This window comes from Stagnimonas sp. FW305-C-60 (genome assembly GCF_058782965.1).
This window is the reverse complement of the sequence record NZ_JBYSYF010000001.1, coordinates 492,921-518,103: the sequence shown is the minus strand read 5'-3', so window position 1 is coordinate 518,103 and position 25,183 is coordinate 492,921. Positions and strand designations below refer to the sequence as shown.

Annotated in this window: 22 protein-coding genes; 4 read left to right on the top strand and 18 right to left on the bottom strand. The window is 69.9% G+C overall.

The window, feature by feature from the left end; translation table 11 throughout:
• Positions 1-5: 5 nt before the first annotated feature.
• From AC3WT6_RS02420 to AC3WT6_RS02340, 17 genes are all read right to left on the bottom strand, one after another.
• Positions 6-740 carry a TSUP family transporter gene (locus tag AC3WT6_RS02420; RefSeq protein ID WP_492651962.1) on the bottom strand — a complete coding sequence of 245 codons (735 nt, stop codon included), beginning with the start codon at positions 738-740 and terminating at the stop codon, positions 6-8.
• A 15-nt stretch (positions 741-755) separates the two neighbouring features.
• The gene (gene moaCB / locus AC3WT6_RS02415) at positions 756-1,685 is read right to left on the bottom strand and encodes a bifunctional molybdenum cofactor biosynthesis protein MoaC/MoaB (RefSeq protein WP_492651961.1); all 930 of its coding nucleotides are present in this window, start codon (positions 1,683-1,685) and stop codon (positions 756-758) included.
• The gene (locus AC3WT6_RS02410) at positions 1,685-2,227 is read right to left on the bottom strand and encodes a molybdenum cofactor biosynthesis protein MoaE (protein WP_492651960.1); all 543 of its coding nucleotides are present in this window, start codon (positions 2,225-2,227) and stop codon (positions 1,685-1,687) included. The genes moaCB and AC3WT6_RS02410 overlap by 1 nt, the downstream gene beginning before the upstream one ends.
• 133 nt (positions 2,228-2,360) lie before the next feature.
• Entirely contained in the window at positions 2,361-2,606 is a 246-nt protein-coding gene (locus tag AC3WT6_RS02405; RefSeq protein ID WP_492651959.1) for a MoaD/ThiS family protein, read from the bottom strand.
• Positions 2,607-2,611: 5 nt separating this feature from the next.
• Positions 2,612-3,604 carry a GTP 3',8-cyclase MoaA gene (moaA, locus tag AC3WT6_RS02400; protein ID WP_492651958.1) on the bottom strand — a complete coding sequence of 331 codons (993 nt, stop codon included), beginning with the start codon at positions 3,602-3,604 and terminating at the stop codon, positions 2,612-2,614.
• Positions 3,601-4,188, bottom strand: coding sequence for a molybdenum cofactor guanylyltransferase MobA (mobA, locus tag AC3WT6_RS02395; protein WP_492651957.1), 588 nt, complete (start codon positions 4,186-4,188; stop codon positions 3,601-3,603). Before mobA ends, moaA begins: the two co-directional genes overlap by 4 nt.
• A gap of 27 nt (positions 4,189-4,215) precedes the next feature.
• A complete protein-coding gene (locus AC3WT6_RS02390) occupies positions 4,216-7,062 on the bottom strand; it encodes a nitrate reductase (protein ID WP_492651956.1) in 2,847 nt (948 codons plus the stop codon).
• Entirely contained in the window at positions 7,059-8,276 is a 1,218-nt protein-coding gene (locus AC3WT6_RS02385; RefSeq protein WP_492651955.1) for an NAD(P)/FAD-dependent oxidoreductase, read from the bottom strand. Before AC3WT6_RS02385 ends, AC3WT6_RS02390 begins: the two co-directional genes overlap by 4 nt.
• Positions 8,277-8,285: 9 nt before the next feature.
• Complete coding sequence (gene nirD / locus AC3WT6_RS02380; RefSeq protein ID WP_492651954.1) at positions 8,286-8,651, bottom strand: nitrite reductase small subunit NirD; 366 nt, start codon at positions 8,649-8,651, stop codon at positions 8,286-8,288.
• On the bottom strand, positions 8,648-11,173 hold the full coding sequence (gene nirB, locus AC3WT6_RS02375; protein ID WP_492651953.1) for a nitrite reductase large subunit NirB: 2,526 nt from the start codon (positions 11,171-11,173) through the stop codon (positions 8,648-8,650). Before nirB ends, nirD begins: the two co-directional genes overlap by 4 nt.
• Before the next feature lie 151 nt (positions 11,174-11,324).
• The gene (locus tag AC3WT6_RS02370) at positions 11,325-12,128 is read right to left on the bottom strand and encodes an ABC transporter ATP-binding protein (protein WP_492651952.1); all 804 of its coding nucleotides are present in this window, start codon (positions 12,126-12,128) and stop codon (positions 11,325-11,327) included.
• 2 nt (positions 12,129-12,130) lie between these two features.
• The gene (ntrB, locus tag AC3WT6_RS02365; protein WP_492651951.1) at positions 12,131-13,051 is read right to left on the bottom strand and encodes a nitrate ABC transporter permease; all 921 of its coding nucleotides are present in this window, start codon (positions 13,049-13,051) and stop codon (positions 12,131-12,133) included.
• Between the two features lie 102 nt (positions 13,052-13,153).
• Positions 13,154-14,431: a CmpA/NrtA family ABC transporter substrate-binding protein gene (locus AC3WT6_RS02360; RefSeq protein WP_492651950.1), complete on the bottom strand. Its 1,278-nt coding sequence runs from the start codon at positions 14,429-14,431 to the stop codon at positions 13,154-13,156.
• Positions 14,432-14,471: 40 nt separating this feature from the next.
• Entirely contained in the window at positions 14,472-15,746 is a 1,275-nt protein-coding gene (locus AC3WT6_RS02355; protein WP_492651949.1) for an alginate export family protein, read from the bottom strand.
• Between the two features lie 220 nt (positions 15,747-15,966).
• A complete protein-coding gene (locus AC3WT6_RS02350; RefSeq protein ID WP_492651948.1) occupies positions 15,967-16,536 on the bottom strand; it encodes an ANTAR domain-containing response regulator in 570 nt (189 codons plus the stop codon).
• A gap of 92 nt (positions 16,537-16,628) precedes the next feature.
• The gene (locus AC3WT6_RS02345; RefSeq protein WP_492651947.1) at positions 16,629-18,380 is read right to left on the bottom strand and encodes a DUF4153 domain-containing protein; all 1,752 of its coding nucleotides are present in this window, start codon (positions 18,378-18,380) and stop codon (positions 16,629-16,631) included.
• Positions 18,377-19,051: an alpha/beta hydrolase gene (locus tag AC3WT6_RS02340; RefSeq protein ID WP_492651946.1), complete on the bottom strand. Its 675-nt coding sequence runs from the start codon at positions 19,049-19,051 to the stop codon at positions 18,377-18,379. The genes AC3WT6_RS02345 and AC3WT6_RS02340 overlap by 4 nt, the downstream gene beginning before the upstream one ends.
• Before the next feature lie 47 nt (positions 19,052-19,098).
• Here AC3WT6_RS02340 and lptM point away from each other — a divergent pair, with 47 nt between their 5' ends.
• Genes lptM through polA form a run of 3 tightly spaced genes read left to right on the top strand, consistent with a single transcriptional unit; the run spans position 19,099 to position 23,507 of the window.
• The gene (lptM, locus tag AC3WT6_RS02335) at positions 19,099-19,302 is read left to right on the top strand and encodes an LPS translocon maturation chaperone LptM (protein WP_492651945.1); all 204 of its coding nucleotides are present in this window, start codon (positions 19,099-19,101) and stop codon (positions 19,300-19,302) included.
• Between the two features lie 18 nt (positions 19,303-19,320).
• On the top strand, positions 19,321-20,568 hold the full coding sequence (gene lysA, locus AC3WT6_RS02330; protein ID WP_492651944.1) for a diaminopimelate decarboxylase: 1,248 nt from the start codon (positions 19,321-19,323) through the stop codon (positions 20,566-20,568).
• Positions 20,569-20,591: 23 nt separating this feature from the next.
• Complete coding sequence (polA, locus tag AC3WT6_RS02325; RefSeq protein WP_492651943.1) at positions 20,592-23,507, top strand: DNA polymerase I; 2,916 nt, start codon at positions 20,592-20,594, stop codon at positions 23,505-23,507.
• A gap of 278 nt (positions 23,508-23,785) precedes the next feature.
• Here polA and yihA read toward each other — a convergent pair whose 3' ends face one another.
• Positions 23,786-24,403 carry a ribosome biogenesis GTP-binding protein YihA/YsxC gene (gene yihA / locus AC3WT6_RS02320; protein ID WP_492651942.1) on the bottom strand — a complete coding sequence of 206 codons (618 nt, stop codon included), beginning with the start codon at positions 24,401-24,403 and terminating at the stop codon, positions 23,786-23,788.
• 147 nt (positions 24,404-24,550) lie between these two features.
• On the opposite strand from yihA, the gene AC3WT6_RS02315 reads away from it, so the two are divergent.
• Positions 24,551-25,180 carry a c-type cytochrome gene (locus AC3WT6_RS02315; protein ID WP_492651941.1) on the top strand — a complete coding sequence of 210 codons (630 nt, stop codon included), beginning with the start codon at positions 24,551-24,553 and terminating at the stop codon, positions 25,178-25,180.
• Positions 25,181-25,183: the final 3 nt, after the last annotated feature.

The window sequence follows — 25,183 nt, the reverse complement described above, 5'->3', positions numbered from 1 at the left end:
GCACCTCATATCAGCCGTACCAGCTTGAGCCCGGCGAACAGCAGCACCAGCGAGAGCAGCCGCTTGATGCTGGCCACCGGCAGATGCAGCGCGCCCAGGCGCGCACCGATCAGGCCACCCAGGCCCACCGCCAGCAGCAGCGGCGCGGCCAGTGTCGGCAAGGCCTGGCCGGCGGCGAAATGCCCGGCCAGGCCGGCCAGCGAGTTGAGCAGGATGAACGGCGCCGACACCGCCGCGACCTGGCGCATCGGCGCCCAGCGCAGGAACAGCATCAGCGGCGTCAGGTAGATCCCGCCGCCGGTGCCGGTGAGCCCGGCGAGCAGGCCCAGGCCGGCGCCCACCGCCAGGGCCAGTGGCAGCGGCGGCGGCCGGGTCGTGGTCTCGGGCGGCGGCCGCAGCAGGAGATTGGCGGCGGACAGCAGCAGCGCCAGGCCGACCAGCATCTGGAAGCCCAGCGTCGGCAATTGCAGATAGCCGCCCAGCGCCGCGCAAGGCAGGGCGGCGAGCGCGAACGGCCAGTACAGCGACCAGCGGAAATGCCCGGCACGCCAGAACTGGACGCTGCCGATGCTGGCGACCAGCACATTGAGCATCAGCGCCAGCGGCTTGATGCTGTCCGGCGCCAGGCCCAGGAGACTCATTACCGCGATATAGCCGGAGGCGCCGGCATGGCCCACCGAGGCATAGAGCAGGGCGACGGTGAATACCGCGGCGATCAGCAGGGGCAGTTGCTCGGTCATGGTCGGTGGCGTCGTTTAGCGATAGCCGCCGGCATGCGGCTGGCCCCAGCGGCAGGCGCGGATCAGGTGCACCAGGCCCGGCAGCACCGCCGCCAGCGATTCCTCGGCGCCCTTGCGGCTGCCGGGAAAGGTCATCAGCACGGTGTTGCTGCCGGCCAGCCCGGCGACGCCGCGCGAGAGCATGGCGTAGGGCGTGCGCTGCTGGCCGAAGTTGCGCGCCGCCTCCATCAGCCCCGGCAGCTCGGTGACCAGCAGCGGCCGCAGGGTCTCGACGGTCTTGTCGCGCGGCCCGACGCCGGTGCCGCCGACGCTGACGATCAGCGCCAGGCCCTGATCCAGCCAGTGGCGCACGCGGGCTTCGAGCTGCGCCGGCTCGTCCGGCAGCACCTCGTAGGCGGCGAGCGTGAAGCCGGCGGCCTGCAGGCCCTCGGCCACCGACTTGCCGGCGGTATCGGGCTTGCGGCCGGCGGCGACGGTGTCGGAGAGCACGATCACCGCCGCGCTGGCGCCGCCGGCGTCGCGGCTGAAGTCGGACTTGCCGCCCTGCTTCTCCAACAGGTGGATGCCGTCGATGCCCAGCTCGGCGGCCGGCACATGCGGCTTCATCATGTCGTAGACGGTCAGCGCCGCCGCGCTCACCGCGGTCAGCGCCTCCATCTCGACGCCGGTGGCGGCGATGGTGCGCACCCGCGCGGTGATGCGCAGCGCGGTCTCCTCCAGCGTGAAGTCCAGGCCGGCGTCGAGGATGGGCAGCGGGTGGCAGTGCGGCAGCCAGTCCGGCGTCTTCTTCACCGCCATCAGGCCGGCGATGCGCGCGCATTCCTGCACATCGCCCTTGTCCACCCGCCGCTCGCGGATCAGCGCCAGCCCGGCGGCGGACAGCCGCACCCGGCCCTCGGCGGTGGCGCTGCGCAGGCTGTTGGGCTTGAGGCTGACATCGCGCATCAGTACGGCTCTCCAAGAATCTCGATGGGTTCTTCGACTCCGGTCTCGACCTGCGCATGGCTGGGCAGGCAGTGCAGACGGCTCTCGGCGGGCGGCGCGTCCTCCGGCGTCACCAGGGCGCAGCCGGCGACAAAGGCGCTGCTGCCGTCGGCATAGAACTCCTCCTTCCAGATCGGCGCGCGCTGCTTCACCGCCTCGACCAGGGCGCGCAGGGCGGCGAAGGTTTCGGCGCGGTGCGCGCCACGGGCGAGGGCGAGGATGGCGGTATCGCCGATCGCCAGCGCGCCGACCCGGTGCACCACCCGACAGACCGCCACGCCGTGGCGTTCGGCGACTTCCTGCTCGATTTCCCGGATCAGTTTTTCGGCCAGCTTCGCGTAGGCCGAGTAGCTCAGCGAGACCACGGCGCGGCCCTGATGGTGGTCGCGCACGGTGCCGGCGAAGATCGCCAGCGCGCCGCAGTCGTTGCGCTCACTGCCGGCCAGCAGGGCGTCTAGCGATAGCGGTTGCGACTGGATGCGGTTCAGTTCCCAATCGGACATGTCCAGCTCCTCGAAAAGGGCAGATGCCGTCCCTGGCGCGACCACGCGCTCCGATCAGGCCCCGGCCCGGCCCTCCCTGGCCTGGCGTTCGCGGGCGCAGCGAGTGCCGCAGGCACTCGCAAGGCGCGCCCGCTCACCCTCCTGCCACCGGTGGCAGCAGCGCCAACTGGTCGCCGTCCGCCAGCGGGGTGGCCCGGTGCACCAGCGCATCGCCGCGCGCGCAGGCGCAGCTCTCCAGCAGTGCTGCGAATTCCGCCGAGCGCTCGCCCAGCCGCGCGAACAGCGCCCGCACGTCGGCGCCTTCCGGCAACTCCACGTCCAGTTGCGCCGCGCCGGCCAGGCGGCCGCTGGCGCCGCAGCATTCGACACGAACCTGCATGCGCTTCAACCCCCCAGGTGATGCATGGTGATGGTCCGCTCGACATAGCCGGGCTGCTCGGCGTAGCCGGCCGGCTTGTGCCAGACCGCGTTGCGGATCAGCGCCAGCAGCGCGGCATCGTCGGCGCCGGCGCGCAGCGGCGTCAGCAGATCGCAGGACTGCGCCGAGAACAGGCAGGTGTAGAGCTGGCCGCGCGCGTCCAGCCGCAGGCGGTCGCAGCGGCTGCAAAACGGCTTGGAGATGGTGGAGATGACGCCGACCCGATAGCCGTCGGCGCTGGCGTAATAGGCGGCCGGATCGTGGCCGCGCGGCAGCGCCCGCAGGGGCTCCAGCGCCGACAGCTGGGCGATGATCTCGTCTTCGCGGTAGACCTTTTCCGGCGCCCAGCTCTGGCGGCCGTCGAGCGGCATGAACTCGATGTAGCGCAGCGGCAGGCCGCGCTCCCGCGCCCACTGGTGCAGCGGCAGTACCTGGTCGTCGTTGGCACCGCGGATCAGCACGCAGTTGAGCTTGAGCGGCAGGCCGGCGGCGACCGCGGCGGCGATGCCGGCCAGCACCGGCGCTAGCGCGCCGCCGGTGAGCGCGCGGAAGCGCTCGGGCTCGATGGCGTCGAGGCTGATGTTGAGGTCGTCCAGCCCGGCCGCGCGCAGCGCCGCCGCCCTTGGCGCCAGCCGCGAGGCATTGCTGGTGAGCGCGATGCGCTCCAGGCCCTGGGCGCGCAGCGCGCCCAGCTCGCGGACGATGTCTTCCAGATCCGGCCGCAGCAGCGGCTCGCCGCCGGTAAGCCGCAGCTCGGCGATGCCCAGCGCGCGCACGAACAGGCCGACCAGGCGGCGCAGCTCCTCGCGGCTCATCAGCGCCGCCTTCGGCAGCCAGCGCGGCTGCTCGGGCATGCAGTAGTGGCAGCGCAGATTGCAGCGGTCGGTGAGCGAGACCCGCAGCTTGCGCTTGAGCCGGCCGCGCGCATCGACCAGCGGCGCCTGCACCGGCCCGCTCATGGCCTGGCCTCGGCGGCGGCGAAGTCTTCCACGGTATTGAGATTCACCGGCGCCGGCGCCCGTAGGCGCGCCGCGCCCTGCGCGTCCAGCCAGGCCACCAGGCCCTGCTGCTGCTCGGCCGCCGCCTGCGCCGAGGCGGCTAGAGCGCAGCGGACCAGGCAGAAGGTCGGGTGCGGGCCGAGGTCGTCGTGCAGATAGGCGGCCGGCGCGTCGGCGGCCAGGGCGGCGGCGTACAGGCGGGCGCCGAGTTCGGCGGGCAGCTCCGGGCTGTCACAGGGCACGCACAGCAGCCAGTCCTGGCGCGCCGCGGTCAGCAGCGCGGCCAGCCCGGCCAGCGGCCCCTGGCCGCCACGGTCGGCGAGCACCGGCAGACCATAGGCGGCGTAGCGCTCGGGATGGCGGTTGGCGGAGATCAGCTGCTCGACCGACTGTGGCCGCAGCGCCGCCAGCACCCAGTCGATCAGCGGCCGGCCGCGGAAAGGCAGCAGGCCCTTGTCGGCGCCGCCCAGGCGCAGGCCGGCGCCGCCGGCGAGCACGCCGGCGGACAGCGGAGGAGTGGCAACGGCGGTGGCGGCGGTGGGCATGGCGGCGATCATAGCTAGCGCTTGCCGCTAGGTCTGCTCGGCGTGCACGGCGGCAATCAGTTGCCGCAGCTCCGGGATGCAGGAGCCGCAGTTGCTGCCGCATTTGAGCTGCGCACCCAGGGCCTCCGGGCTAGCGCAGCCGGCGCGGATCGCGGCGACGATGGGATTGCGGCCGACGCCGAAGCAGGAGCAGACCGTGGCGCCGGGGTCGCTGGCCGGGTCCAGCGGCTGGCCGGCCAGCAGCGCGGCGCGGTCGGCCTCGGTGAGCCGCTCCTGCACGAACAGGCCGGACAGCCAGTTGCGGGTCGGCAGGTCTTCCGGCCGCGGCGACAGGAACAGGCAGGCGGCGAGCTGCTCGTCGGCCAGCAGCGCGGCGCGGTACTGGCCCTCGCCGGGGTCGCTGGCTTCCAGCCAGTCGGGCTCGTCGGTCGGTGCCGCCAGCAGCTGCCGCGCCCAGGCGCTGTCCATGGCGGCCGGGCCGCGGCCAGCGAGTTCGTAGCGCAAAAACCGGCTGCCCTGGATGCGCGTCCACCAGGTCAGCTCCGGCAGGCCGCGCAATACCGCTTCGGGCAGCGGCCGGCGGCTCAGCACAAAGCCGTGCCAGTCGACCTGGAAGGGCTCCAACCGCGCCGGCGTGTGCTTGAACTCCGGCTCGCCGGAGAGCGGGCACACCGCCGGATTCACCAGCGCGCCGACCCGCGCATCGGAGGCGGTGCGGCCGTTCCAGTGGATGGGCACGAACAGCTGCCGGCGCGGGATGCCGCTGGAGGTCTTCACCCGCAGCACGCAGGCGCCCCAGCGGCTGCTCACCCGCGCCAGGCGGCCGTCCTGCACGCCCCAGAGCAGCGCCTCCTGGGGATGGATCTCGACATAGGGCTCGGGCAGATGCGCGGCCAGCTTCGGCGACTTGCCGGTGCGGCTCATGGTGTGCCACTGGTCGCGCACGCGGCCGGTGTTGAGCACCAGCGGCCAGTCGTCGTCGGTCTGGTGCGCCGGCCCGCGCGGCCACAGCGGCAGCAGCCGCGCGCGGCCGTCGGGATGGGCGAACTGGCCGTCGGCGAACAGCCGGGAAGCCGGCGCGCCGGAGACCGGGGGCGGGTTCGGCAGCGGCCACTGCAGGGGTTCGAGGCGGTCGTAGTCGGCCGCGCTCAGCCCGGCGAGGCCGGCGAGGTTGAAGACGCGATGGATGTCGGTCGCCTCGGCGCCTGAGCCCTCTCCCGCTTGCGAGATGGGGCGAGGGCGGTTGCGGTAGGCGGAGAGCCTGGCGTGCTCGACGAAAATCTCCTGCGCGCTGCGCTGCGCGAAGGCCTCGGCAAAGCCCATGCGCTTGGCCACTTCGGCGATCGCCCACCAGTCGGCGCGCGCCTCACCGGGCGCCGGCAGAAAGGCCCGCTGGCGCGAGATGCGGCGGTCGGAATTGGTCACCGTGCCGTCCTTCTCGCCCCAGGCCAGGGCCGGCAGCAGCACATGGGCGAGGTCGGCGGTGTCGGTGCGCGCCATCACCTCGGAGACCACCACCAGCTCGCAGCGCGCCAGCGCCGCGCGCACACGGTCGGCGTCGGGCAGGCTCACCACCGGGTTGGTGGCCATGATCCACACCGCCTTCACCCGCCCGGCGTGGATCGCCTCGAACAGCTCCACCGCCTTGAGCCCCGGCTGGCTGGCGATGCGCGGCGAGCGCCAGTAGCTCTGCACCAGCGCGCGATGCGCCGGCTGGTCGAGGTCGAGATGCGCGGCCAGCATATTGGCCAGGCCGCCGACCTCGCGGCCGCCCATGGCATTGGGCTGGCCGGTGATCGAGAAGGGGCTGGCGCCCGGCTTGCCGATGCGGCCGGTGTAGAGGTGGCAGTTGCTGATGGCGTTGACCTTGTCGGTGCCGCTCGACGACTGGTTGACGCCCTGCGAGAAGGCGGTCACCACTTTCTCGCTGCGGCCCCAGAGCGCGTAGAACTGCCGCAGCAGCGGCTCCGGCAGCCCGCAGGCGCGCGCCACATGCGCCAGCGAGCCGCTGGTCTCCACCGCCACCGCCACCGCCGCCTCGGCGCCGCGGGTGTGCTCGGAGAGAAACGCGGCATCGCCCAGGCCCTTCTGGTGCAGCCAGGCGAGTAGGCCGTTGAACAGCGCCACATCGCTGCCCGGCGCCAGCGGCAGATGCAGGTCGGCCAGCTCGCAGCTGGCGGTACGGCGCGGGTCGATCACCACGATCTGCAGCTCCGGCCGCGCCTGCTTGGCGGCACTCAGGCGCTGGAACAGCACCGGATGGCACCAGGCGGTGTTGGAGCCGACCAGCACCACCAGCTCGGCCGTCTCGAAATCCTCGTAGCAACCGGGCACCAGGTCTTCGCCGAAGGCGCGCTTGTGGCCGGCCACCGCCGAGGACATGCACAGCCGCGAATTGGTGTCGATGTTGGCCGAGCCGATGTAGCCCTTCATCAGCTTGTTGGCGAGGTAGTAGTCCTCGGTCAGCAACTGGCCGGAGACGTAGAAGGCGACGGCGTCGGGGCCGTGCTCGGCGATGATGCGGGCGAAGCCCTGGGCGACGGTGTCCAGGGCTTCGTCCCAGGTCGCCCTGCGCTCGGCAACCGCCCCCCTCCCGGCCTCCCCCCGCTCGCGGGGGGAGGAGTCGGAACTCCCTCCCCCGTGTACGGGGGAGGGCTGGGGAGGGGGCGTTCTCAGCACCGGGTACAGCAACCTCTCCTCCAGCCCCACCGTCTCCCCCAGCGCCGAGCCCTTCACGCACAGCCGGCCGAGACTGGCGCCGTGGCTGGGGTCGCCAGCGATGTCGACGCCGCCGTCGGTGCGCGGGCTCGCCAGCACACCGCAGCCGACGCCGCAGTAGGGGCAGGTGGTGCGCACCGGCGCACTGGTGCTCATGCCGCGTCCGCGACCAGGCAGTAGGCGCGTCCGAACAACAGCGAGCGGCGCCAGGCGCCGATAGGCTGGCCACTCTGGATCAGCTCGAAGTACCAGCCGCTGTCGCGGGCATCGCCGATCAGCACCGCGCCGACCAGGCGGCCGGCGCGCAGCACCAGCTTCTTGTAGATGCCGCGCCGGGGGTCGCGGTAGCGGAGCAGCTCGTCGCCCTCGGCGCCGACGAACTCGCCGGCCGAGAACAGCTCGATGCCGCTGACCTTGAGCTTGAGCGAGGTGGCCGAGCCCGGGTAATGCGCCGCGTGCTCGCCCGCCAGCCGCGCCGCCAGCACCCGCGCCTGTTCGTAGACCGGCGCCACCAGGCCGTAGCACTGGCCGCGATGCTCCAGGCATTCGCCGACGGCGCTGATCGCGGCATCGGAGCTGCGCAGCGCGTCGTCCACCTGGATGCCGCGTCCGCAGGCCAGGCCCGCCGCCTGCGCCAGCGCCATGCGCGGCTGAATGCCGGTGGCGAACAGCACCAGATCGGCGGCGAGCACGCGGCCGTCGCGCAGTTGCAGCGCCGTGACCCGCTCCTCACCGAGCAGCGCCTGGGTCTCGGCGTGCAGCTCAAAGCGCAGACCCTGGCGCTCCAGCTCGGCCCGCAGCAGGCCGGAGGCCTCGGCATCGAGCTGGCGCTCCATCAGCGCGCCGGAGCGGTTCAGCACGCAGACGTCGAGGCCGCGGTGCCGTAGCGCCATCGCCGCCTCCAGGCCAAGCACGCCGCCGCCGACCACCAGGGCGCGGCCACCACGGCGGATGCCGGCTTCCAGTTGCGCGAGATCGCTGAAATCGCGGAAGGCCAGCACGCCCGGCAGGTCCATGCCGGGCAGCGCCGGCCGCAAGGCCGCGGCACCGGTGGCGAGCACCAGCTGGTCGTAGCCGGACTCGGCACCGCTGCGTGTCCGCAGGCGCCGCCGCGCGCGGTCGATGGCGGTCACCGGATCGCCGCCGAAAAAGCGGATGCCACGCGCGGCATGCCAGGCCGGCGGGTGGGTGATGATCTCGCTCGCGGCCATCTCGCCGGCCAGCACCGGCGACAGCAGCACACGGTTGTAGTGGCCCTCAGGCTCCTCGCCGTGGACCTCGATGGCATAGCGGTCTGGCGCCCGCGCATGCAGCTCTTCGAGCAGCCGCGCCGACGCCATGCCGCCGCCGACGATCACCAGCTTCTGCATCGCCCTGACTCAGGCTCTGTCCGCAGGCCGGCGGCCCACGAAGACCTGCCCTTCCGCCACGCGCACCGGGTACACCGGCACCGACAGCGACTCGTCCTCCAGACATGCGCCGGTCTCCAGGGCGTAATGATTTTTGTAGACCGGCGAGGCCACCACCGCGACGCCGCCGAGATCGCCGAGCAGACCGCGCGAGAGCACGTTGGCCTGCGAGCGCGGATCGAACTGGCCGAGCGCATGCACGCCCTCCTCCACGCCGTCCGGCGACACCAGCCGGAACACCGCCACCTGCTCGCGCCCGACCTTGGCGCAGACGCCGGTGTTGGGGACGATGGCGTTCAGCGGGCAGACATAGGTCCACAGTGCTTGCGCGGTCATGCGACGGTCTCCGTGATTTTTTCGGCGGCGCGCGCCGGGCGGATCTGGCCGCGCTCGTCGACGAACTGGATGTTGGCGTCCGGCTCGGCCGAGTTGACGAAGTGACGGAAGCGCTTGAGCGTCTGCTCGTCGTTGATCGCCTTCTTCCACTCGCACTCGTAGGTGTCGACCAGGCCCTGCATCTCGGTTTCCAGCTCGGCGGCGATGCCCAGCGAGTCTTCCAGCACCACCTTCTTCACGTAGTCGATGCCGCCTTCGAGGTTGTCCAGCCAGGTGGAGGTGCGCTGCAGGCGGTCGGCGGTGCGGATGTAGAACATCAGGAAGCGGTCGATGTAGCGCACCAGACTCGCGTCATCGAGATCGGTGGCGAGCAGCGAGGCGTGGCGTGGCTTCATGCCGCCGTTGCCGGAGACGTAGAGGTTCCAGCCCTTCTCGGTGGCGATCACGCCGACGTCCTTGCCCTGCGCCTCGGCGCATTCGCGCGTGCAGCCGCTCACCGCCAGCTTGATCTTGTGCGGCGAGCGCAGCCCGCGATACCGGTGTTCGAGCCGGATCGCCATGCCCACCGAGTCCTGCACGCCGTAGCGGCACCAGGTCGAGCCGACGCAGCTCTTCACCGTGCGCATGGACTTGCCGTAGGCATGACCCGACTCGAAGCCGGCGTCGACCAGCGCCTTCCAGATCAGCGGCAGTTGCTCGACCCGCGCGCCGAACAGATCGATGCGCTGGCCGCCGGTGATCTTGGTGTAGAGGCCGTAGCGCTGCGCCACCTGGCCGATCACGATCAGCTTCTCCGGCGTGATCTCGCCGCCGGGGATGCGCGGCACCACCGAGTAGCTGCCGTCCTTCTGCAGGTTGGCGAGGTAGTAGTCGTTGCTGTCCTGGATCGCGGCGTGGCGCGGCTTGAGAATGTGCTCGTTCCACACCGAGGCGAGGATCGAGGCGATGGTGGGCTTGCAGATGTCGCAGCCGCGGCCCTGGCCGTGCTTGAGCAGCACCGCGTCGAAGCTCTTCAGCCCGCCCAGCTTGACCAGGTGGAACAGCTCCTGGCGCGAGTGCGGGAAGTGCTCGCAGAGGTGGTTGCTGATGCTGAAGCCCTGGGCCTTGAGCTCGGCGTCCAGCACCTGCTTCACCAAGGCCGCGCAGCCGCCGCAGCTGGTGCCGGCCTTGGTGCATTTCTTCAGCGCGCCGAGGCTGGTGCAGCCTTCGGCCACTGCGCTGCAGAGTGCGCCCTTGCTGACGTTGTTGCAGGAGCAGATGGTGGCGCTGTCCGGCAGCAGCTCCACGCCCAGGCCTTTCTTGGCGCCGCCCTCGCGCGCCGGCAGGATCAGCTCCTCCGGGTGCGCCGGCAGGGCGATGCCATTGAGCGCGAACTGCAGGAGGTTGCCGTAGTCGGCGGCCTCGCCAACCAGCACCGCGCCGAGCAGGCGCTTCTGGTCGCCGCTCACCACCAGCTTCTTGTAGATGCCGGCGACCTCGTCGCTGTAGACGTAGTTGAGCGCGTCCACGGTGGCGCCGTGGGCGTCGCCGATCGAGGCAACATCGACGCCCATGAGTTTCAGTTTGGTGCTCATGTCCGCACCCTGGAACTGCGCCGGCGACGCCGCGTCGGCGATGGTCGCCGCCGCCACCTCGGCCATCTGGTAGCCGGGTGCGACCAGGCCGTAGATCTTCTTCTCCCACAGCGCGCATTCGCCAATCGCGTAGATGCTGGGGTCGGAAGTGCGGCAGTGGTTGTCGATGACGATGCCGCCGCGCTCGCCCACCGCCAGGCCGCTGCCGCGCGCCAGCTCGTCGCGCGGGCGGATGCCGGCGGAGAACAGGATCAGATCGGTGTCGAGATGGCTGCCGTCGGCGAAGCGCAGGCGGTGCCGGCCCTGCTCGCCATCGACGATGTCGGTGCTGTTCTTCTGGGTGTGCACCGCCACCCCCAGCGCCTCGATCTTGCGCCGCAGCAGGCGGCCGCCCAGCTCGTCGATCTGCACCGCCATCAGGCGCGGCGCGAACTCCACCACCTGGGTGGCGAGGCCGAGATCCTTGAGCGCCTTCGCCGCCTCCAGGCCGAGCAGGCCGCCGCCGATCACGGTGCCGCTACGCGCGCCTGCCGCCGAGGCCTTGATCGCTTCGAGATCCTCGATGGTGCGGTAGACCAGGCAGTGCGGCCGCTCCTTGCCGGGCAGCGGCGGCACGAAGGGATAGGAGCCGGTGGCCAGCACCAGGAGGTCGTAGGGCAGCACCCGGCCCAGGCTGCTGCGGACGGTCTTGGCTTCGCGGTCGATGGCGACCACCGCCTCGCCCAGATTCAGTGCATAGCCGGTGCTGGCGAAGAAGTCCGGCGGCGTCAGCGACAGCTGCTCGGCGCTGCTGCCGCTGAAGTAGCTGGTCAGGTGCACGCGGTCGTAGGCCGGGCGCGGCTCTTCGCAGAGCACCTCCACCTGCCAGTCGCCCGCGCGTTCGGCGAGCTGCTCCAGAAACTTCTGCCCGACCATGCCGTGCCCGGCGAGGATCACTCGTTTTTTCATGTCAGCGCCCAAAAAAAAGTCCACGAGCGGCCCTAGGCCGGCTCATGGACGTCATTGCCCTTTGAATGTCTGTGCTTCCCGACCGTCGTTGGCCGGGAGGCTCAGAAGTGTTGACGCATGCACCGTGCCATGCACGGTGCCGGTGCTGCGTTTATGCCGCTTCGGAACTCGGGTGGCCCTGGCGCTCGTAGAGGAAGCGCAGGATCTCGCTGCGGTAGTGGTTGTAGGCCGGCTGGGCGGCCAGCTCCAGGCGCTTGCGAGGCCGCGCCAGCTCGATGCTCAGGATCTCGCCCACCGTCGCCGCCGGACCATTGGTCATCATCACCACCCGGTCGGAGAGCAGCACCGCCTCGTCGACGTCGTGGGTGATCATCACCACCGTCGCCTGGGTCTTGAGCTGGATCTCCATCAGCGAGTCCTGCAGGTTGGCGCGGGTCAGCGCGTCGAGCGCGCCGAAGGGTTCGTCCATCAGCAGCACCTTGGGTTCCATCGCCAGCGCGCGGGCGATGCCGACGCGCTGCTTCATGCCGCCGGAGATTTCCGCCGGCCGCTTGTCTCGGCAATGGCTCAGGCCCACCAGCTCCAGCGCCGCCAGGCTGCGCGCCTTCAGCTGCTCGCGCGACTCCTTGCCGCCGAATACCCGCTCCACCGCCAGGTGGACGTTGCCGTAGCAGGACAGCCAGGGCAGCAGCGAGTGGTTCTGGAACACCACCGCGCGCTCCGGGCTGGGGCCGTTGATCTCGCGGCCGCCCAGCACCACGCCGCCGCGCGCCGGGTCGACCAGGCCGGCGATGGCGTTGAGCACCGTCGACTTGCCGCAGCCGGAGTGGCCGATGATGGAGATGAACTCACCTTGCGCGACCTTCACGTCGACGTCGCGCACGGCCAGAAAGCTGCCGCCGCCGCGACTGCGGAAGGCGACCGAGAGATTGTCGATTTCGAGATAGGCGGACATGCTTACTGACTCCGGTAGTCGTAGCGACGGGCGATGGCGCTCATGCCCTGTTCCAACAGCAGGCCGACCAGCCCGACCACCAGGATGGCGATCAGGATGTGTTCCATGTTGAGGTTGTTCCACTCGTCCCAGAGCCAGAAGCCGATGCCGGTGCCGCCGGTCAGCATCTCGCTGGCGACAATCGCCAGCCAGGCGATGCCCAGCGACAGCTTGGCGCCGGTGAGCACGTAGGGGATCGAGGCGGGCAGGAGGATGCGGGTGAACACCTTCCATTCCGAGAGATTCAGCACCCGCGCGACGTTGAGGTAGTCCTGCGGCACGCTGGCGACACCCAGCGCGGTGTTGATCAGCAGTGGCCAGAGCGCGCAGATGAAGATGGTGAAGATCGCCGCCGGGTTGGCGGCCTGGAACACCGCCAGGCCGATCGGCAGCCAGGCCAGCGGCGATACCGGCCTGAGCAGGCTGATGATCGGTTGCAGCGCGCGGTTGAGCATGCTGAAGCGGCCGATCAGGAAGCCCAGCGGGATGCCCACCAAGAGCGCCGCGCCGAAGCCCTTGGCGACCCGCTCCAGCGAGGCCAGCAGGTTCCAGGCGATGCCCTGGTCATTGGGCCCGATGCGGTAGAAGGGGTCGGAGAACAGCTGCACCGCCGAGGTGAAGGTCTTGCCCGGGCCGGGCAGGTAGTCGCTGCCCTGCGCCACCAGCGCCCAGACCAGCAGCAGGCCGGCGATGCCCAGCAAGGGCGGTAGCAGCAGCGCGAACAGCGCGCGCAGGCGCAGGCTCAGAGCCGAGACCGGCGGCGGCAGCGTCAGCGGGCGGGAAGGTGGCATGCGTGGCTGGTTGGCGGGTGTGGCGGTGGTGAGCAGCGAGGCCGCCTCGCTGGCGGCGGCGCGGCGGGAGACGAATTTCAGGGCAGCGGACATGGCTTGCTCCAGATGCAGGCGCCGCCGCCCCGGTGACGGCCCCGGCCCCCCAAGGGAGGAACGGGCCGGAACCATCACCGGGGTGACGTGCGCGGGAAACCTTTAGGCCTTGATCTTGAAACCGGCGACGTAGTCGGCCGGCTTGCCGGGGTCGAACACGGTGCCGTCGAACAGCGTCTCGGCCTTCATCGCGCTGGCCGGCACCGCGATGCCGAGCTGCTTGGCGACCTCGGTATAGAGCCCGACCTGGTTGACCTCTTTGGCCACCGCCAGGTAGTCGATCTCGCCCTTGATCAGGCCCCAGCGCTTGTGCTGGGTGAGAAACCAGATGCCGTGCGAGTAGTAGGGGAAGTTCACCGCGCCGTCGTCGTAGAACTTCATGTAGTCGGGGTCTTTCCACTTCTTGCCCAGACCGTCTTCGTACTCGCCGAGCATGCGGCCGCCGATGACCTGCGGCGGGGCATTGACGTAGGACTTGCCGCCGATGATCTCGGCAACCTTGGTGCGGTTGGAGGCGGCGTCGATGAACTTGCTGGCCTCCAGCACCGCCGCCATCATCGCGCGGGTGGTGTTGGGGTACTTGCTCACGAACTCCTTGGTGGTGCCCAGCACCTTTTCCGGGTGGTTCTTCCAGATCGCCTGGCTGGTGGTGGCGGTAAAGCCGATCTTGTCGAAGATGGCGCGCGCGTTCCAGGGTTCGCCGACGCAGAAGCCGTCCATGTTGCCCACCCGCATGTTGGCGACCATCTGCGGCGGCGGGATGACGATGTTCTTGACGTCGTTGAAGGGATCGATGCCGTTCGCCGCCAGCCAGTAGTAGAGCCACATGGCGTGAGTGCCGGTGGGGAAGGTCTGCGCGAAGGTGTATTCGCGCTCCTTCTTGGCCACCAGCTTCTTCAGCGAGGCGCCGTCCTTGACGCCAGCCTCGGCCAGCTTGCTCGACAGCGTGATCGCCTGGCCGTTGTGGTTGATGCCCATGAGGATGGCCATGTCCTTCTTCTGCGAGCCGATGCCCAGGTGGGCGCCGTACATCAGCCCGTAGAGCACATGCGCGGCATCGAGCTGGCCGAGCACCAGCTTGTCGCGCACCGCAGCCCAGCTGGCCTCCTTGGTGACATTGACGTTGAGGCCGTACTTCTTGAACAGGCCCAGTTCGCCGGCCATCACCACGCTGGCGCAGTCGGTGAGCGGGATGAAGCCGATGTTGAGGTCGGTCTTCTCCGGCTTGCCGAAGTCGGCGGCGTAGGCGCGCTGCGGCAGGATCGCGGGAGCAACCCCGGCAAGGGCGACTCCGCTGGCGGACATCAGGGCATTTTTCATGAAACTGCGGCGGGAAGCGTCGGTGGGCGCGGGCGCGTCGACGGGGTTGCGGTGGCTCATGGGGTCGGTCTCCGTTTCAGCTTGGTCGTTAAGGTGGGCATCAGAATTTGTGTTCCAGCCAGGCCCAGGCCTTGTCGACGTCGCCCTTGATCGGCGAGACGCCGGTCACCGGAGCGGCGTCTTGGCCGTAGTACGCCGCATATTTCAGGCCAGCGGTGAGCTGGGCACCGAGCGGTCGGGTGGCCTGTAGATCCAGCTCGCTGCCGTAGTCGCCATCGACGGCGTCGGCGCTGAACTGGCTCCAGCGCGCCGTCAGCGCGACGTTCTCGAGCTTGCCGCTGAGGCTCAGGTAGAGCTCCTGCAAGCCATTGGCCGGCGTCACCAGGAACATATCGGCCCAGCCCTGGAAGGCGTGCAGGGTGGCGAGCGGCGTCTGGAAGGCGTAGCTGCCGTCGCCGCTGAGTTTTTCGTAGCCGAGCTTGATGCCGGCCGATTTGGCCCCCAGGCCCAGCTCGATCAGCTGGTAGTCGGCGTCGACCAGGCTGGTGGAGTCGCCATAGTCGGACTGCTGCGCGTACTCCAGCGCATAGCTGAAGCGCAGCGCCCCGCGAGGCAGGCTGCCGCTGGCGCGCAGGCCCCAGGTCTGGCTGTCGGCGCTGGGGCTGTTGTCGGGCGCCAGTGGCGGCTGGAAGTCGAGCAGGTAGTCGTAGGCGCTCAGCCTCAGCGCCGCGGCGTAGTCGTAGCTCAGGTGTGCGACCTGGCCCTTGAGATCGCGGTTGGTGCTGGGCTTGCCGTCGATCACAAAGCTGCGGAAGGAATTGACGTTGCCCAGGTAGGCGTAGTCGAAGCTCAGCTTCGGAACGAAGCTGTTGCTGAGCAGCAGCGCGTCATAGGTCTGCTCGCGCTGGCGCCAGCCGACATTGCCGATGAAGCGGGCGTTGTCGAAGACGAGACGCTGGCGGCCGAGCTTCGCCGTGGTCTTGGCCGGGCCGGCGTAGCGAATCCAGGCCTGGTTCAGCTCGCTGCCCTCGGGGTCGGCGATCACCGGATAGACGGCCATGCCGCTGTTCTCGGTGCTGTTGTAGTCGTCCTGGCCGATGGCGGTCAGGTTCTCGAATTCCAGCTGGGCGTCGAGCCCGTTCCACTTGCCGGTCGTGTAGCCCAGGCGGCTGCGCAGGGTGAAGGCGCTGGCCTGTTCGGCGCTGCCGGCGCCCAGCTCCTGGTCGACGTTTTCGTAGCGCAGCCTGAGGTCGAGGTTGGGCGTGCCGCCCGACACCGCGTAGGGCAGGTTCTCCAGCGGTTCGGCGGCGCCGGCCAGCGGCGTCAGTCCGAACAAACCAAGAACCAAGCCCAGCCCTGCCTCGTTGTGGTGCATCAAAATCAAAGCTCCGTGAAGTTATGAGTTGCTGATTCGCGGGCACAAAAAAAAGCGTCCAGGCCGCCGGCTATTGCCGACGCACTGGACGCCTTTGCCCAAATTCAGATTGTCACCCTCTGCACCGAGACCTTCGTTGGTCCCGCCGTCGCCGGCTCGTGCCAGGGCAATTAATACGCAGCAATCACCGTGCCAAGGGCGGCGGTGAATACCGCAGCGCTTACAGCAACTCGGCGGCGGCGATCAGCATGCGGGCGGCTTCGCCGATGCGGATGCTCTTGTCCATGGCGAGCTTGCGCAGGGCAGCGAAGGCCTCGGGCTCGCCGAGCTTGCGACGCTCCATCAACAGGCCCTTGGCGCGCTCGACATCCTTGCGGTCGGCGAGCTGGATGCGCGCGTCTTCCAGCTGGCCCTTGAGCGCCTGGTACTCGTGAAAGCGGGCGATGGCGACATTCATCACCGGCTTCAGCCGCGCCTGCGCCAGACCGTCCACCACGTAGGCGGAGACGCCGGCCTGCATGGCGCGGCGGATGGTGTCGGCGTCGCTTTCGGCGGCGAACAGCACGATCGGCCGTGGCCGGTCGCGGGAGATCATGCCCAGGGTTTCCAGGGTGTCGCGGCCGGGGGCATCGACATCGATCAGGATGATTTCCGGCTGATGGTTGGCGACCGCGCTCAGGAGATCGTCCTGCCCCATCAGCCGCGCCACCACCAGATGGCCTTCGGCAATGAGCGCGGCGTCGAGCATGGCGAGTCGCTCGCGGTCGTCGTCTATCAGCATCACGCGCATCGAGGTGGAATCCGGGGTCTCGCAGTGGACGGCACCGATTTAGCAATAAGCGTGCCCCGGACTGGTGCGCGGTGCCCGTTTGGTGACCGCCCCTAGCGCCAGAACGGCAGCCGCTCGCCGCCGATCTCGAGATCCAGCCGCTCCGGCGGCGCGGCGCGATAGCGGCCGGCTTGCAGCGCCGCGCGCAAGGCCGCGATATCCGCGGCATCGCGCCAGAGCACCCGGGTCTCGCCGGCGCACCAGCCCTGGGGGCAGGCCTGGATCAGGAGCAGATGCAGCGCCGGGTTCGCTTCTGCTGGGCCTTCGGCCGGCAGCCGCAGGCGCAGCCATTCCGGCTCGCCGCCGGGGATCAGATCGGCGCGCAACAGCCAGCACTCCACCGGCGCGGCGCAGGGGCGCGCCCCGGCCTCGCCCTCGTTCCAGGTCTCGGCGAAGGCGCGCAGGCCGGCTGGCAGCGGCCCCAGGTCGGGGGCGAGGTGCAGCTGGGTCGGGCCCTGCGCGCCGGTCTCCGGCGCCGCATCCCAGCGCCGCTCGAGCGCCAGCAAGCGGCTCAGCTGCCGCGCCCGCTCCGGCCCGGCCGCGTCGCGCAGACGCTCCAGGGCATAGAGGCCGGGATGCCCCAGTTCCCAGCGCAGGTAGCGCAGGTCTTCGTCCTTCAAGCTGTCGCCGCGCGCCAGCAGCTGGTGGGCGGTGATGGCGCGCAGGTCCAGCGCACCGGTCTGGGTCAGCAGCAGCAGGCCAGCGGCCAGCAGCGAGGCGGCGCGGTTGACCGGCGCGATGCCGGCCAGCCAGACCGCGCCAGGCCGCGGCCAGGCGGCGGCGGCGTAGCCCAGCGCATGAAGGCCGGCGATCAAAATCAGCAGGGCCGCCCACAGCCGGTCCAGGCTCAGACCGTACTGCTGCCAGCGCAAGGCCAGCGCCCAGGCGGCGAGTGCCACAAACAGCGGCAACAGCATCAGCGCCGCCGTCACCAGCCAGCGCAGCGCCGGCCGCGGCGCCGCCTCACCGCCCTTGCCATAGGCGGAGTTGGCGAGCGCGATCAGGATGAACACCAGGGCCAGCAGCAACTGCGTGGCGTGGCGGGTCTCCCAGAGCGGCTCCACACCGTACAGCAGCAGGGCCATGGTGAACGCCAGGGCCAGCACCGCCGCCAGCGGCAGCAGGCCGCGCCAAAGCGCCAATACCCGCAGGTGCACGGCGTCGCCCAGGCTGCTCCGGGTGCGGGCGATCACCAGGCCATAGCCGACCACCAGACTGGTGACCGGGTAGATGAAGCGGGCCTGCTGGAACAGCTCGGTGAAGAACTCGATCTTCAGGGCCTTGAACAGCGCCGCCCACAGCACCAGGAGCAGCCAGAAGGCGCCGGTGTAGGCCAGCACCTGGACCAGGGTCGAGACCATCCGCCAGGCGGCCTCGAACAGCAGCGGATAGCAAAAGCCCTCGCGGCGCAGGCTCACCGCGAACCAGGCGCAGAGCACCTGGCCGCTGGCGAGCAGCACTCCGGCGTAGGGCAGCGCCACCGCGCTGACCTCGACGCGCGCCGGCTCCATCGCCCGGCCCGCGTAGTAGGCGAGATAGACCAGCAGCAGGGTGTAGGCGCCGACTCCGGCCCAGAACCTCCGGTCGGCGACGCGCTGGATGCTCAGCGCCGCGAACAGCGGTGGCAGACAGGCCAGCGTGAACCACAGGCAGCGCAGCAGGCGAGGCTCGAACCAGGCGGCCTTGGCGGCCAGCGCCTCATGGGCGATCAGCAGCAGGCCGCCGCTGAGGATGGCGAACAGCAGAATGGCCTGGCGTGCCGGGCGGTCCGGCGCCTGGGCATCCTGCGTGCCGGTATCGTTCACGCCAGCGCCAGCCGCTGGCGCAGGAAGTGGCCGATGTCGTCGATCTCCTCCGGGCAGACCTGGTGTTGCATCGGGTATTCGCGCCAATCGACGCGGTAGCCGGCGGCACCCAGGATTTCCGCCGAGGACTTGCCCAGCACCAGCGGCAGCACCGGATCGTACTGGCCATGGCACATGAGGATGGGCACGTCCTTGTTGGCCGGGCTGGCTTCCGCGGCCAGGCTCTCGTGCAGCGGCAGGTAGCCGGACAGGGCCAGCAGGCCGCCCAGCCGCTGCGGATAGCGCAGGCCGGTGTAGAGGGCCATGGCGCAGCCCTGCGAGAAGCCGGCGAGGATCAGCCGCTCGCTGGCGATGCCGGCGGCGCGCTCGGCGTCGAGCAGGCCGGCGATGCGCGCCGCCGAGGCCTGGGTGCCGGCGACGTCCTGCTTCTCCATGCGGGTGAGCGAGAGGATGTCGTACCAGGCGCGCATCGAGTAGCCGTTGTTGATGGTCACCGGCCGGATCGCGGCGTGCGGGAACACGAACTTGATGCCGTGCTCCTTGCCCAGGCCCAATTCCGGGACGATAGGCACGAAGTCGTGGCCGTCGGCGCCCAGGCCGTGCAGCCAGATCACGGTGGCGGTGTGCTTGCCGGGCGCGGGCAGGATGACGGCGTCTTCGTTGCGGGACATGGGCTGGGAGCAGGAGTGAATGGGAGCAGGCGCCTTAGAATAGCGGCATGAACCGCGCCCACCGCTCCTTGCTCCTGCTGCTGGCCAGCCTGATCGCGGCCTGTGGCCAGATGGGTCCGCTGGTGTTGCCCAGCGAGGCACCCGCACCGGCGCCGGTGCCGGCCGCCGAGGCAGAGCCGAAGTCGGCGCCCACCGTGGCGCCCACCACCGATCCCGCCACACCCGCTCCCGCGCCAGCTCCGGCGCCCTAGATAAAGCCTCCCTCGCCCGTGGACCACTTCACCCTGCGTGACGGCGCGCTGCACGCCGAAAACCTGCCCGTCGCCGCGCTCGCCGAACGCCACGGCACGCCGCTCTACATCTATTCGCGCGCCACGCTGGAGCGCCACTACCGCGCCTTCGACGAGGCGCTGGCCAGCGTGCCGCATTGCGTGCACTACGCGGTCAAGGCCAATTCCAACCTCGCCGTGCTCAATGTGCTGGCGCGCCTGGGCGCCGGCTTCGACATCGTTTCCGGCGGCGAGCTGTCGCGGGTGCTGCGCGCCGGCGGCGACGCCCGCAAGGTGGTGTTCTCCGGCGTCGGCAAGACCGCGGTGGAGATGCAGCAGGCGCTGGTCGCCGGCGTCGGCTGCTTCAACGTCGAGTCGGAATCCGAGCTGCGCCGGCTCTCGGCGGTAGCTGCCGCGCGCGGCGTGCGGGCGCGCATCGCGCTGCGGGTGAATCCCGATGTCGATGCCAAGACCCACCCCTACATCTCCACCGGCCTGAAGGCCAACAAGTTCGGCGTCAATCTTGCCGAGGCCGAGCGCCTCTACCGCGAGGCGGCGAGCCTGCCCGGCATCGAGATCGCCGGCATCGCCAGTCACATCGGCAGCCAGCTGCTCGACGACGCGCCGCTGCTCGACGCGCTCGACCGCATGCTGGCGCTGATCGACCGGCTGACGGCCGCGGGCATCCGCTTCCAGCACATCGATGTCGGCGGTGGCCTGGGCGTGCGCTACCGCGACGAGAAAACCGTCGAGCCGGCCGAATGGGCGGCGCACCTGCTGCCGCGGCTGGCCGGTCGGGGCCTGGAAGTGCATTGCGAGCCGGGCCGCGCCATCGCCGGCAATGCCGGCATCCTGGTCACCCGCGTCGAGGCGCTGAAGGTCGGCGAGGAGAAGAACTTCTGCATCGTCGACGCGGCGATGAACGACCTGCTGCGCCCCACCCTCTACCAGGCCTGGATGGACATCGTGCAGGTGCAGCCGCGCGAGGACGAGGCCGCGCGCGTCTACGACGTGGTCGGGCCGGTGTGCGAGACCGGCGACTGGCTGGGCAAGGACCGCAAGCTGGCGGTGCAGGAGGGCGATCTGCTGGCGGTGCGCACCGCCGGCGCCTATGGCTTCACCATGGCCAGCAACTACAACTCGCGCGGTCGCGCCGCCGAGCTGATGGTCGATGGCGATAGCGCGCACCTGATCCGCGCCCGCGAGGACTTCGAGGACCTGGTGCGCGGCGAGTCGCTGCTGCCCTGAGGCAGAGCGGGCGATAATCGGCCATGACCGAATCCGCGCCCCACACCCTGCTCCTGATCGACGCCAGCAACTGGCTGTTTCGCGCCTATCACGCGCTGCCGCCGCTCACCAGCCCGCAGGGCGAGCCCACCGGCGCCATCTACGGCTTCGCCAGCATGCTTAAGCGCCTGCAGCGCGAGCACCACGTCGACCGCGTCGCGGTGGTGTTCGACGCCAGCGGCACCTCGTTCCGCAACGACATCTATCCCGAGTACAAGGCCAACCGCAGCGAGACGCCGGAAGACTTGTCGGCGCAGTTCCCGGCGATCCTGGAGCTGGTCAAAGGCCTGGGCCTGCCGCTGCTGATCGAGCCAGGCGTGGAGGCCGACGACGTGATCGGCACGCTGGCCAAGCTGGGCGAGGCGCGCGACATGGAGGTGCTGATCGTCACCGGCGACAAGGACATGGCGCAGCTGGTGAGCGAGCGGGTGAACCTGCTCGACACCATGAAGAACCGGCGCATGGGTCCGGCCGGCGTGGTCGAGAAATTCGGCGTGCGGCCCGAGCAGATCATCGACTACCTGGCGCTGATGGGCGACGCGGTGGACAACATCCCCGGCGTGCCCGGCGTCGGCGAGAAGACCGCCGCCAAGCTGCTCAACGAGCACGGCACGCTGGACGCCGTGATCGCCGCCGCGCCGACAGTGAAAGGCAAGCTCGGCGAGAACCTGCGCGGCGCGCTGGCCACGCTGCCGATGTGCCGCGAGCTGGCCACCATCAAATGCGATGTCCCGCTGCCGGTAGCGCTCGACGCGCTGCGCAAGGGCGCGGAGAACAAGGAGCAGCTGGCGACGCTGTACCGGCGGCTGGGCTTCAATCGCTGGGTGGAGGAGCTGGGCGCTGCGGCGGCGGTGGGTCTCCCTCCCCCGCTCGCGGGGGAGGGTCGGGGTGGGGGCGTTTCAGGCGACGCGCTGTCGTCGCAAACGCCCCCCTCCCCGGCGGGCTTACGCGGGACCGACATTGAGTCGGTCCCACGCCTGAACCCGCCGCCCCCCGCTGGCGGGGGGAGGAGTGACAACGCCGCGGAGCTGCCGGCGTCACAAAAAACCGAAGCCACCCTGGTCGTCGATGAAGCCGCCTTCGCCGAAATGCTGGCCGCGCTCGAAGCCGCCGAGCTGATCTGTTTCGACACCGAGACCGACTCGCTGGAATCCAACCGCGCCCGCCTGGTCGGCCTCGCCTTCGCGGTGGAGGCGGGCAAGGGCTGGTACCTGCCGCTGGCACACGATTATCTCGGCGCGCCGGCGCAGCTGCCGGCGGCGGAGGTGCTGGCGCGACTCAAGCCCCTGCTCGAGGATCCTGCCAAGGCCAAGCTCGGCCAGCACGCCAAGTTCGACTGCAATGTGCTGGCGCTGCAGGGCATCCAGGTGCGCGGCCTGGCCTACGACACCATGCTGGAAAGCTACGTGCTCGACGCCGCCGGCAACCGCCACGACATGGACACCCTGGCCGAGAAGTACCTGGGCCACAAGACCATCGCCTTCAGCGAGGTGGCGGGCAAGGGCAAGAACCAGATCACCTTCAACCAGGTGGCGCTCGACGTCGCCGCCGCCTACTCGGCGGAGGACGCCGACATCACCCTGCGCCTGCACCAGGCGCTCTACCCGCGGTTGGCGGAGACGCCCTCGCTGCTGGCGGTGTTCGAGCGCCTGGAAATGCCTCTGGTGCCGGTGCTGGCCGACATGGAGCAGACCGGCGTGAAGGTCGATGCCGCGATGCTCGCCAAGATCAGCGGCGAGCTGGCGGTGCGCATGGCCGAGTTGCAGGCGCAGGCTTTTGCCGAGGCGGGCACCGAGTTCAATCTCGGCTCGCCCAAGCAGCTGCAGGAGCTGCTCTACGGCAAGCTGGGTCTGCCGGTGTTGGCGAAGACGCCCAAGGGCGATCCCTCCACCGCCGAGGACGTGCTCGAAGACCTCGCCGCCCAGCATCCGCTGCCGCGGCTGATTCTCGACTGGCGCAGCGTTTCCAAGCTGCGCTCGACCTATACCGAAACTTTGCCGCTGCAGATCAACCCGCGCACCGGCCGCATCCACACCAGCTACCACCAGGCGGTCGCCGCCACCGGCCGGCTGTCCTCCCAGGATCCCAACCTGCAGAACATCCCGGTGCGCAATGCCGAGGGCCGGCGCATCCGCCACGCCTTCGTCTCTGAGCCGGGCAATCTGCTGTGCTCGATCGACTACTCGCAGATCGAGCTGCGGCTAATGGCGCATTTCTCCGGCGACGCCAAGCTGGTCGAGGCCTTCCAGTCCGGCAAGGATATTCACCAGGCGACCGCCGCCGAGGTGTTCGGGCTGGCGCTCGGCGCGGTGAGCAGCGACCAGCGCCGCGCCGCCAAGGCGATCAACTTCGGCCTGATCTACGGCATGTCGTCCTGGGGTCTGGCCAAGCAGCTCGCCATCGGCCGCGCCGAGGCGCAGGACTACATCGACCGCTTCTTCGCGCGCTATCCGGGCGTGAAGCGCTTCATGGACGACACCAAGGCGGCGGCCAAGGAGCGCGGCTATGTCGAGACCCTGTTCGGCCGCCGGCTCTACCTGCCCAACATCAATTCCCGCAACCAGGGCCTGCGCCAGTACGCCGAACGCACCGCCATCAACGCGCCCTTGCAGGGCACCGCCGCCGACCTCATCAAGGCGGCGATGATCGACCTGCACGCCTACCTGAGCAGCCAGGCGCCGACGGTGAAGATGATCATGCAGGTGCACGACGAACTGGTGTTCGAGGCTCCGGCGGAGCAGATGAACGCCCTGGCTCCCGACCTGGCGCGGCGGATGGTCTGGGTGCTGCACGAGGGTTCCCACCGGCCGGCCCCGCTGGCGGTGCCGCTGGTCGCCGATTACGGCATCGGCGACAACTGGGAATCGGCCCATACCGCTTCGGGCCACGCAAGTGCCTGAAAAAACAGTGAATGTCGCCAGATGATGGCTTTTTGTGGGTGCCGTAAGCCACTGATTTTTCTGGACTAAATTTCGGCGCGCCGACAATAAATGACGCGCTGTTCATTTGTCGCTGAAACTTTTTCGCCGGCTCGCCCGTCTACTTCTGCGAAGCGGGGCCCTCCCTTCCTCGCTTCCCGCCTCCACTCCCTGGGCGGTATTTTCCGGCTCTCCCCAGCCGGAAATCGTGGCCCGGTGGTTCCCCCGAACCGCCGGGCTTTTTTATGGCCGTGGCGGGTTCAGGCTGCCAGCGCCGCCGCCAGCGCCGCCCGCGCCTCGTCCACTCCGGTCGGGGTGTGCGAGGAGAACAGCTGGGCGGTGAAGCCCGGGCCGCGGGCCTTCAGCGCCTGCCGCACCTGCAGCAGCACCGCCGCCGCCGCACCGCGCGAAAGCTTGTCGCACTTGGTCAGCAGCACATGGCAGGGCCGGCCGGCGGCCTGCGCCCAGTCCAGCATCTGCTCGTCGAGTTCGGTGAGCGGATGCCGGCAGTCCATGATCACCGCCAGCGTCTTCAGGGTGTCGCGGGTTTCCAGATAGCCGCCGATCAGCTTGCCCCAGTCGCGGCGGATGGCGTCCGGCACGGCGGCGAAGCCATAGCCGGGCAGATCCACCAGCCGGGCATTGCCGCCGCGCAGGGCGAACAGGTTGATGAGCTGGGTGCGGCCCGGCGTCTTCGAGACCCGCGCCAGGGTCTTCTGCTGGCAGATGGTGTTGAGCGCCGAGGACTTGCCGGCGTTGGAGCGGCCGACGAAGGCCAGCTCCGGTGCGCCGTCGGCAGGCAGCTGCTCCAGCTTCGCGCAGGACATCAGGAAGGTGGTGTGAGCAAACGGGTTGACGAGGACTTCCGGAGCGCTCATGCGGCCTGCTGGGGTGGTTGATCGGGGCGGCCCCGCCCATGACAGTCGCGGGCCGGATCAATACAATGCCTTATTACTCAACCCGTCGCACCGCGGCCGCCACTGTGGCGTGCCCGTTTCTGCGTCTGCCTTCTGGAGTCTGGACTGATGAAGCGCGTTCTCCTCGCCCTGGCGCTCACCGCGCCCGCCGCCGTGTTCGCCGCCGGTGCCGCCGCCGATCCCTTCGTCAAGGGTGACGCCACCGCCGGCGCCAGCAAGGCCGCGGTCTGCGCCGCCTGCCACGGCATGGGCGGCAACGGCATCATCAATCCGGACTGGCCCAAGCTCGCCGGCCAGCATTCCGCCTATGTCGCCGGCCAGCTCAAGGCCTTCAAGGCCAACGAGCGCAAGAACCCGGTGATGTTCGGCCAGGCGGCGGCGCTGTCCGACCAGGACATGGCCGACCTCGCGGCCTACTTCGCGGCGCAGAAGCCGGTTCCCGGTGTCGCCAGTAAGGACGCGGTGAAGATCGCCGAGAAGCTCTACCGCGCCGGCGACGCCAGCCGCGGCCTCGCCGCCTGCGCCGCCTGCCACGGCCCGACCGGCGCCGGCAACCCGGCGGCGCTGTACCCGCGCATCGGCGGCCAGAACGGCGGCTACACCATCACCCAGCTGAAAACTTACAAATCTGGGGAACGCGCGGCCGGCAAGCTCGCTCCAATCATGGCGGCGGTGGCTGCCAAGCTCACCGACGAAGAAATCGCCGCGCTCGCGTCCTACGTGAACGGGCTCCAGTAAGGA

Bases quoted from the DNA above. Each gene is read 5' to 3' on its own strand.
- AC3WT6_RS02420 (WP_492651962.1), bottom strand. From the start codon at position 740: ATGACCGAGCAACTGCCCCTGCTGATCGCCGCGGTATTCACCGTCGCC.
- moaCB (WP_492651961.1), bottom strand. From the start codon at position 1,685: ATGCGCGATGTCAGCCTCAAGCCCAACAGCCTGCGCAGCGCCACCGCC.
- AC3WT6_RS02410 (WP_492651960.1), bottom strand. From the start codon at position 2,227: ATGTCCGATTGGGAACTGAACCGCATCCAGTCGCAACCGCTATCGCTA.
- AC3WT6_RS02405 (WP_492651959.1), bottom strand. From the start codon at position 2,606: ATGCAGGTTCGTGTCGAATGCTGCGGCGCCAGCGGCCGCCTGGCCGGC.
- moaA (WP_492651958.1), bottom strand. From the start codon at position 3,604: ATGAGCGGGCCGGTGCAGGCGCCGCTGGTCGATGCGCGCGGCCGGCTC.
- mobA (WP_492651957.1), bottom strand. From the start codon at position 4,188: ATGCCCACCGCCGCCACCGCCGTTGCCACTCCTCCGCTGTCCGCCGGC.
- AC3WT6_RS02390 (WP_492651956.1), bottom strand. From the start codon at position 7,062: ATGAGCACCAGTGCGCCGGTGCGCACCACCTGCCCCTACTGCGGCGTC.
- AC3WT6_RS02385 (WP_492651955.1), bottom strand. From the start codon at position 8,276: ATGCAGAAGCTGGTGATCGTCGGCGGCGGCATGGCGTCGGCGCGGCTG.
- nirD (WP_492651954.1), bottom strand. From the start codon at position 8,651: ATGACCGCGCAAGCACTGTGGACCTATGTCTGCCCGCTGAACGCCATC.
- nirB (WP_492651953.1), bottom strand. From the start codon at position 11,173: ATGAAAAAACGAGTGATCCTCGCCGGGCACGGCATGGTCGGGCAGAAG.
- AC3WT6_RS02370 (WP_492651952.1), bottom strand. From the start codon at position 12,128: ATGTCCGCCTATCTCGAAATCGACAATCTCTCGGTCGCCTTCCGCAGT.
- ntrB (WP_492651951.1), bottom strand. From the start codon at position 13,051: ATGTCCGCTGCCCTGAAATTCGTCTCCCGCCGCGCCGCCGCCAGCGAG.
- AC3WT6_RS02360 (WP_492651950.1), bottom strand. From the start codon at position 14,431: ATGAGCCACCGCAACCCCGTCGACGCGCCCGCGCCCACCGACGCTTCC.
- AC3WT6_RS02355 (WP_492651949.1), bottom strand. From the start codon at position 15,746: ATGCACCACAACGAGGCAGGGCTGGGCTTGGTTCTTGGTTTGTTCGGA.
- AC3WT6_RS02350 (WP_492651948.1), bottom strand. From the start codon at position 16,536: ATGCGCGTGATGCTGATAGACGACGACCGCGAGCGACTCGCCATGCTC.
- AC3WT6_RS02340 (WP_492651946.1), bottom strand. From the start codon at position 19,051: ATGTCCCGCAACGAAGACGCCGTCATCCTGCCCGCGCCCGGCAAGCAC.
- lptM (WP_492651945.1), top strand. From the start codon at position 19,099: ATGAACCGCGCCCACCGCTCCTTGCTCCTGCTGCTGGCCAGCCTGATC.
- polA (WP_492651943.1), top strand. From the start codon at position 20,592: ATGACCGAATCCGCGCCCCACACCCTGCTCCTGATCGACGCCAGCAAC.
- yihA (WP_492651942.1), bottom strand. From the start codon at position 24,403: ATGAGCGCTCCGGAAGTCCTCGTCAACCCGTTTGCTCACACCACCTTC.
- AC3WT6_RS02315 (WP_492651941.1), top strand. From the start codon at position 24,551: ATGAAGCGCGTTCTCCTCGCCCTGGCGCTCACCGCGCCCGCCGCCGTG.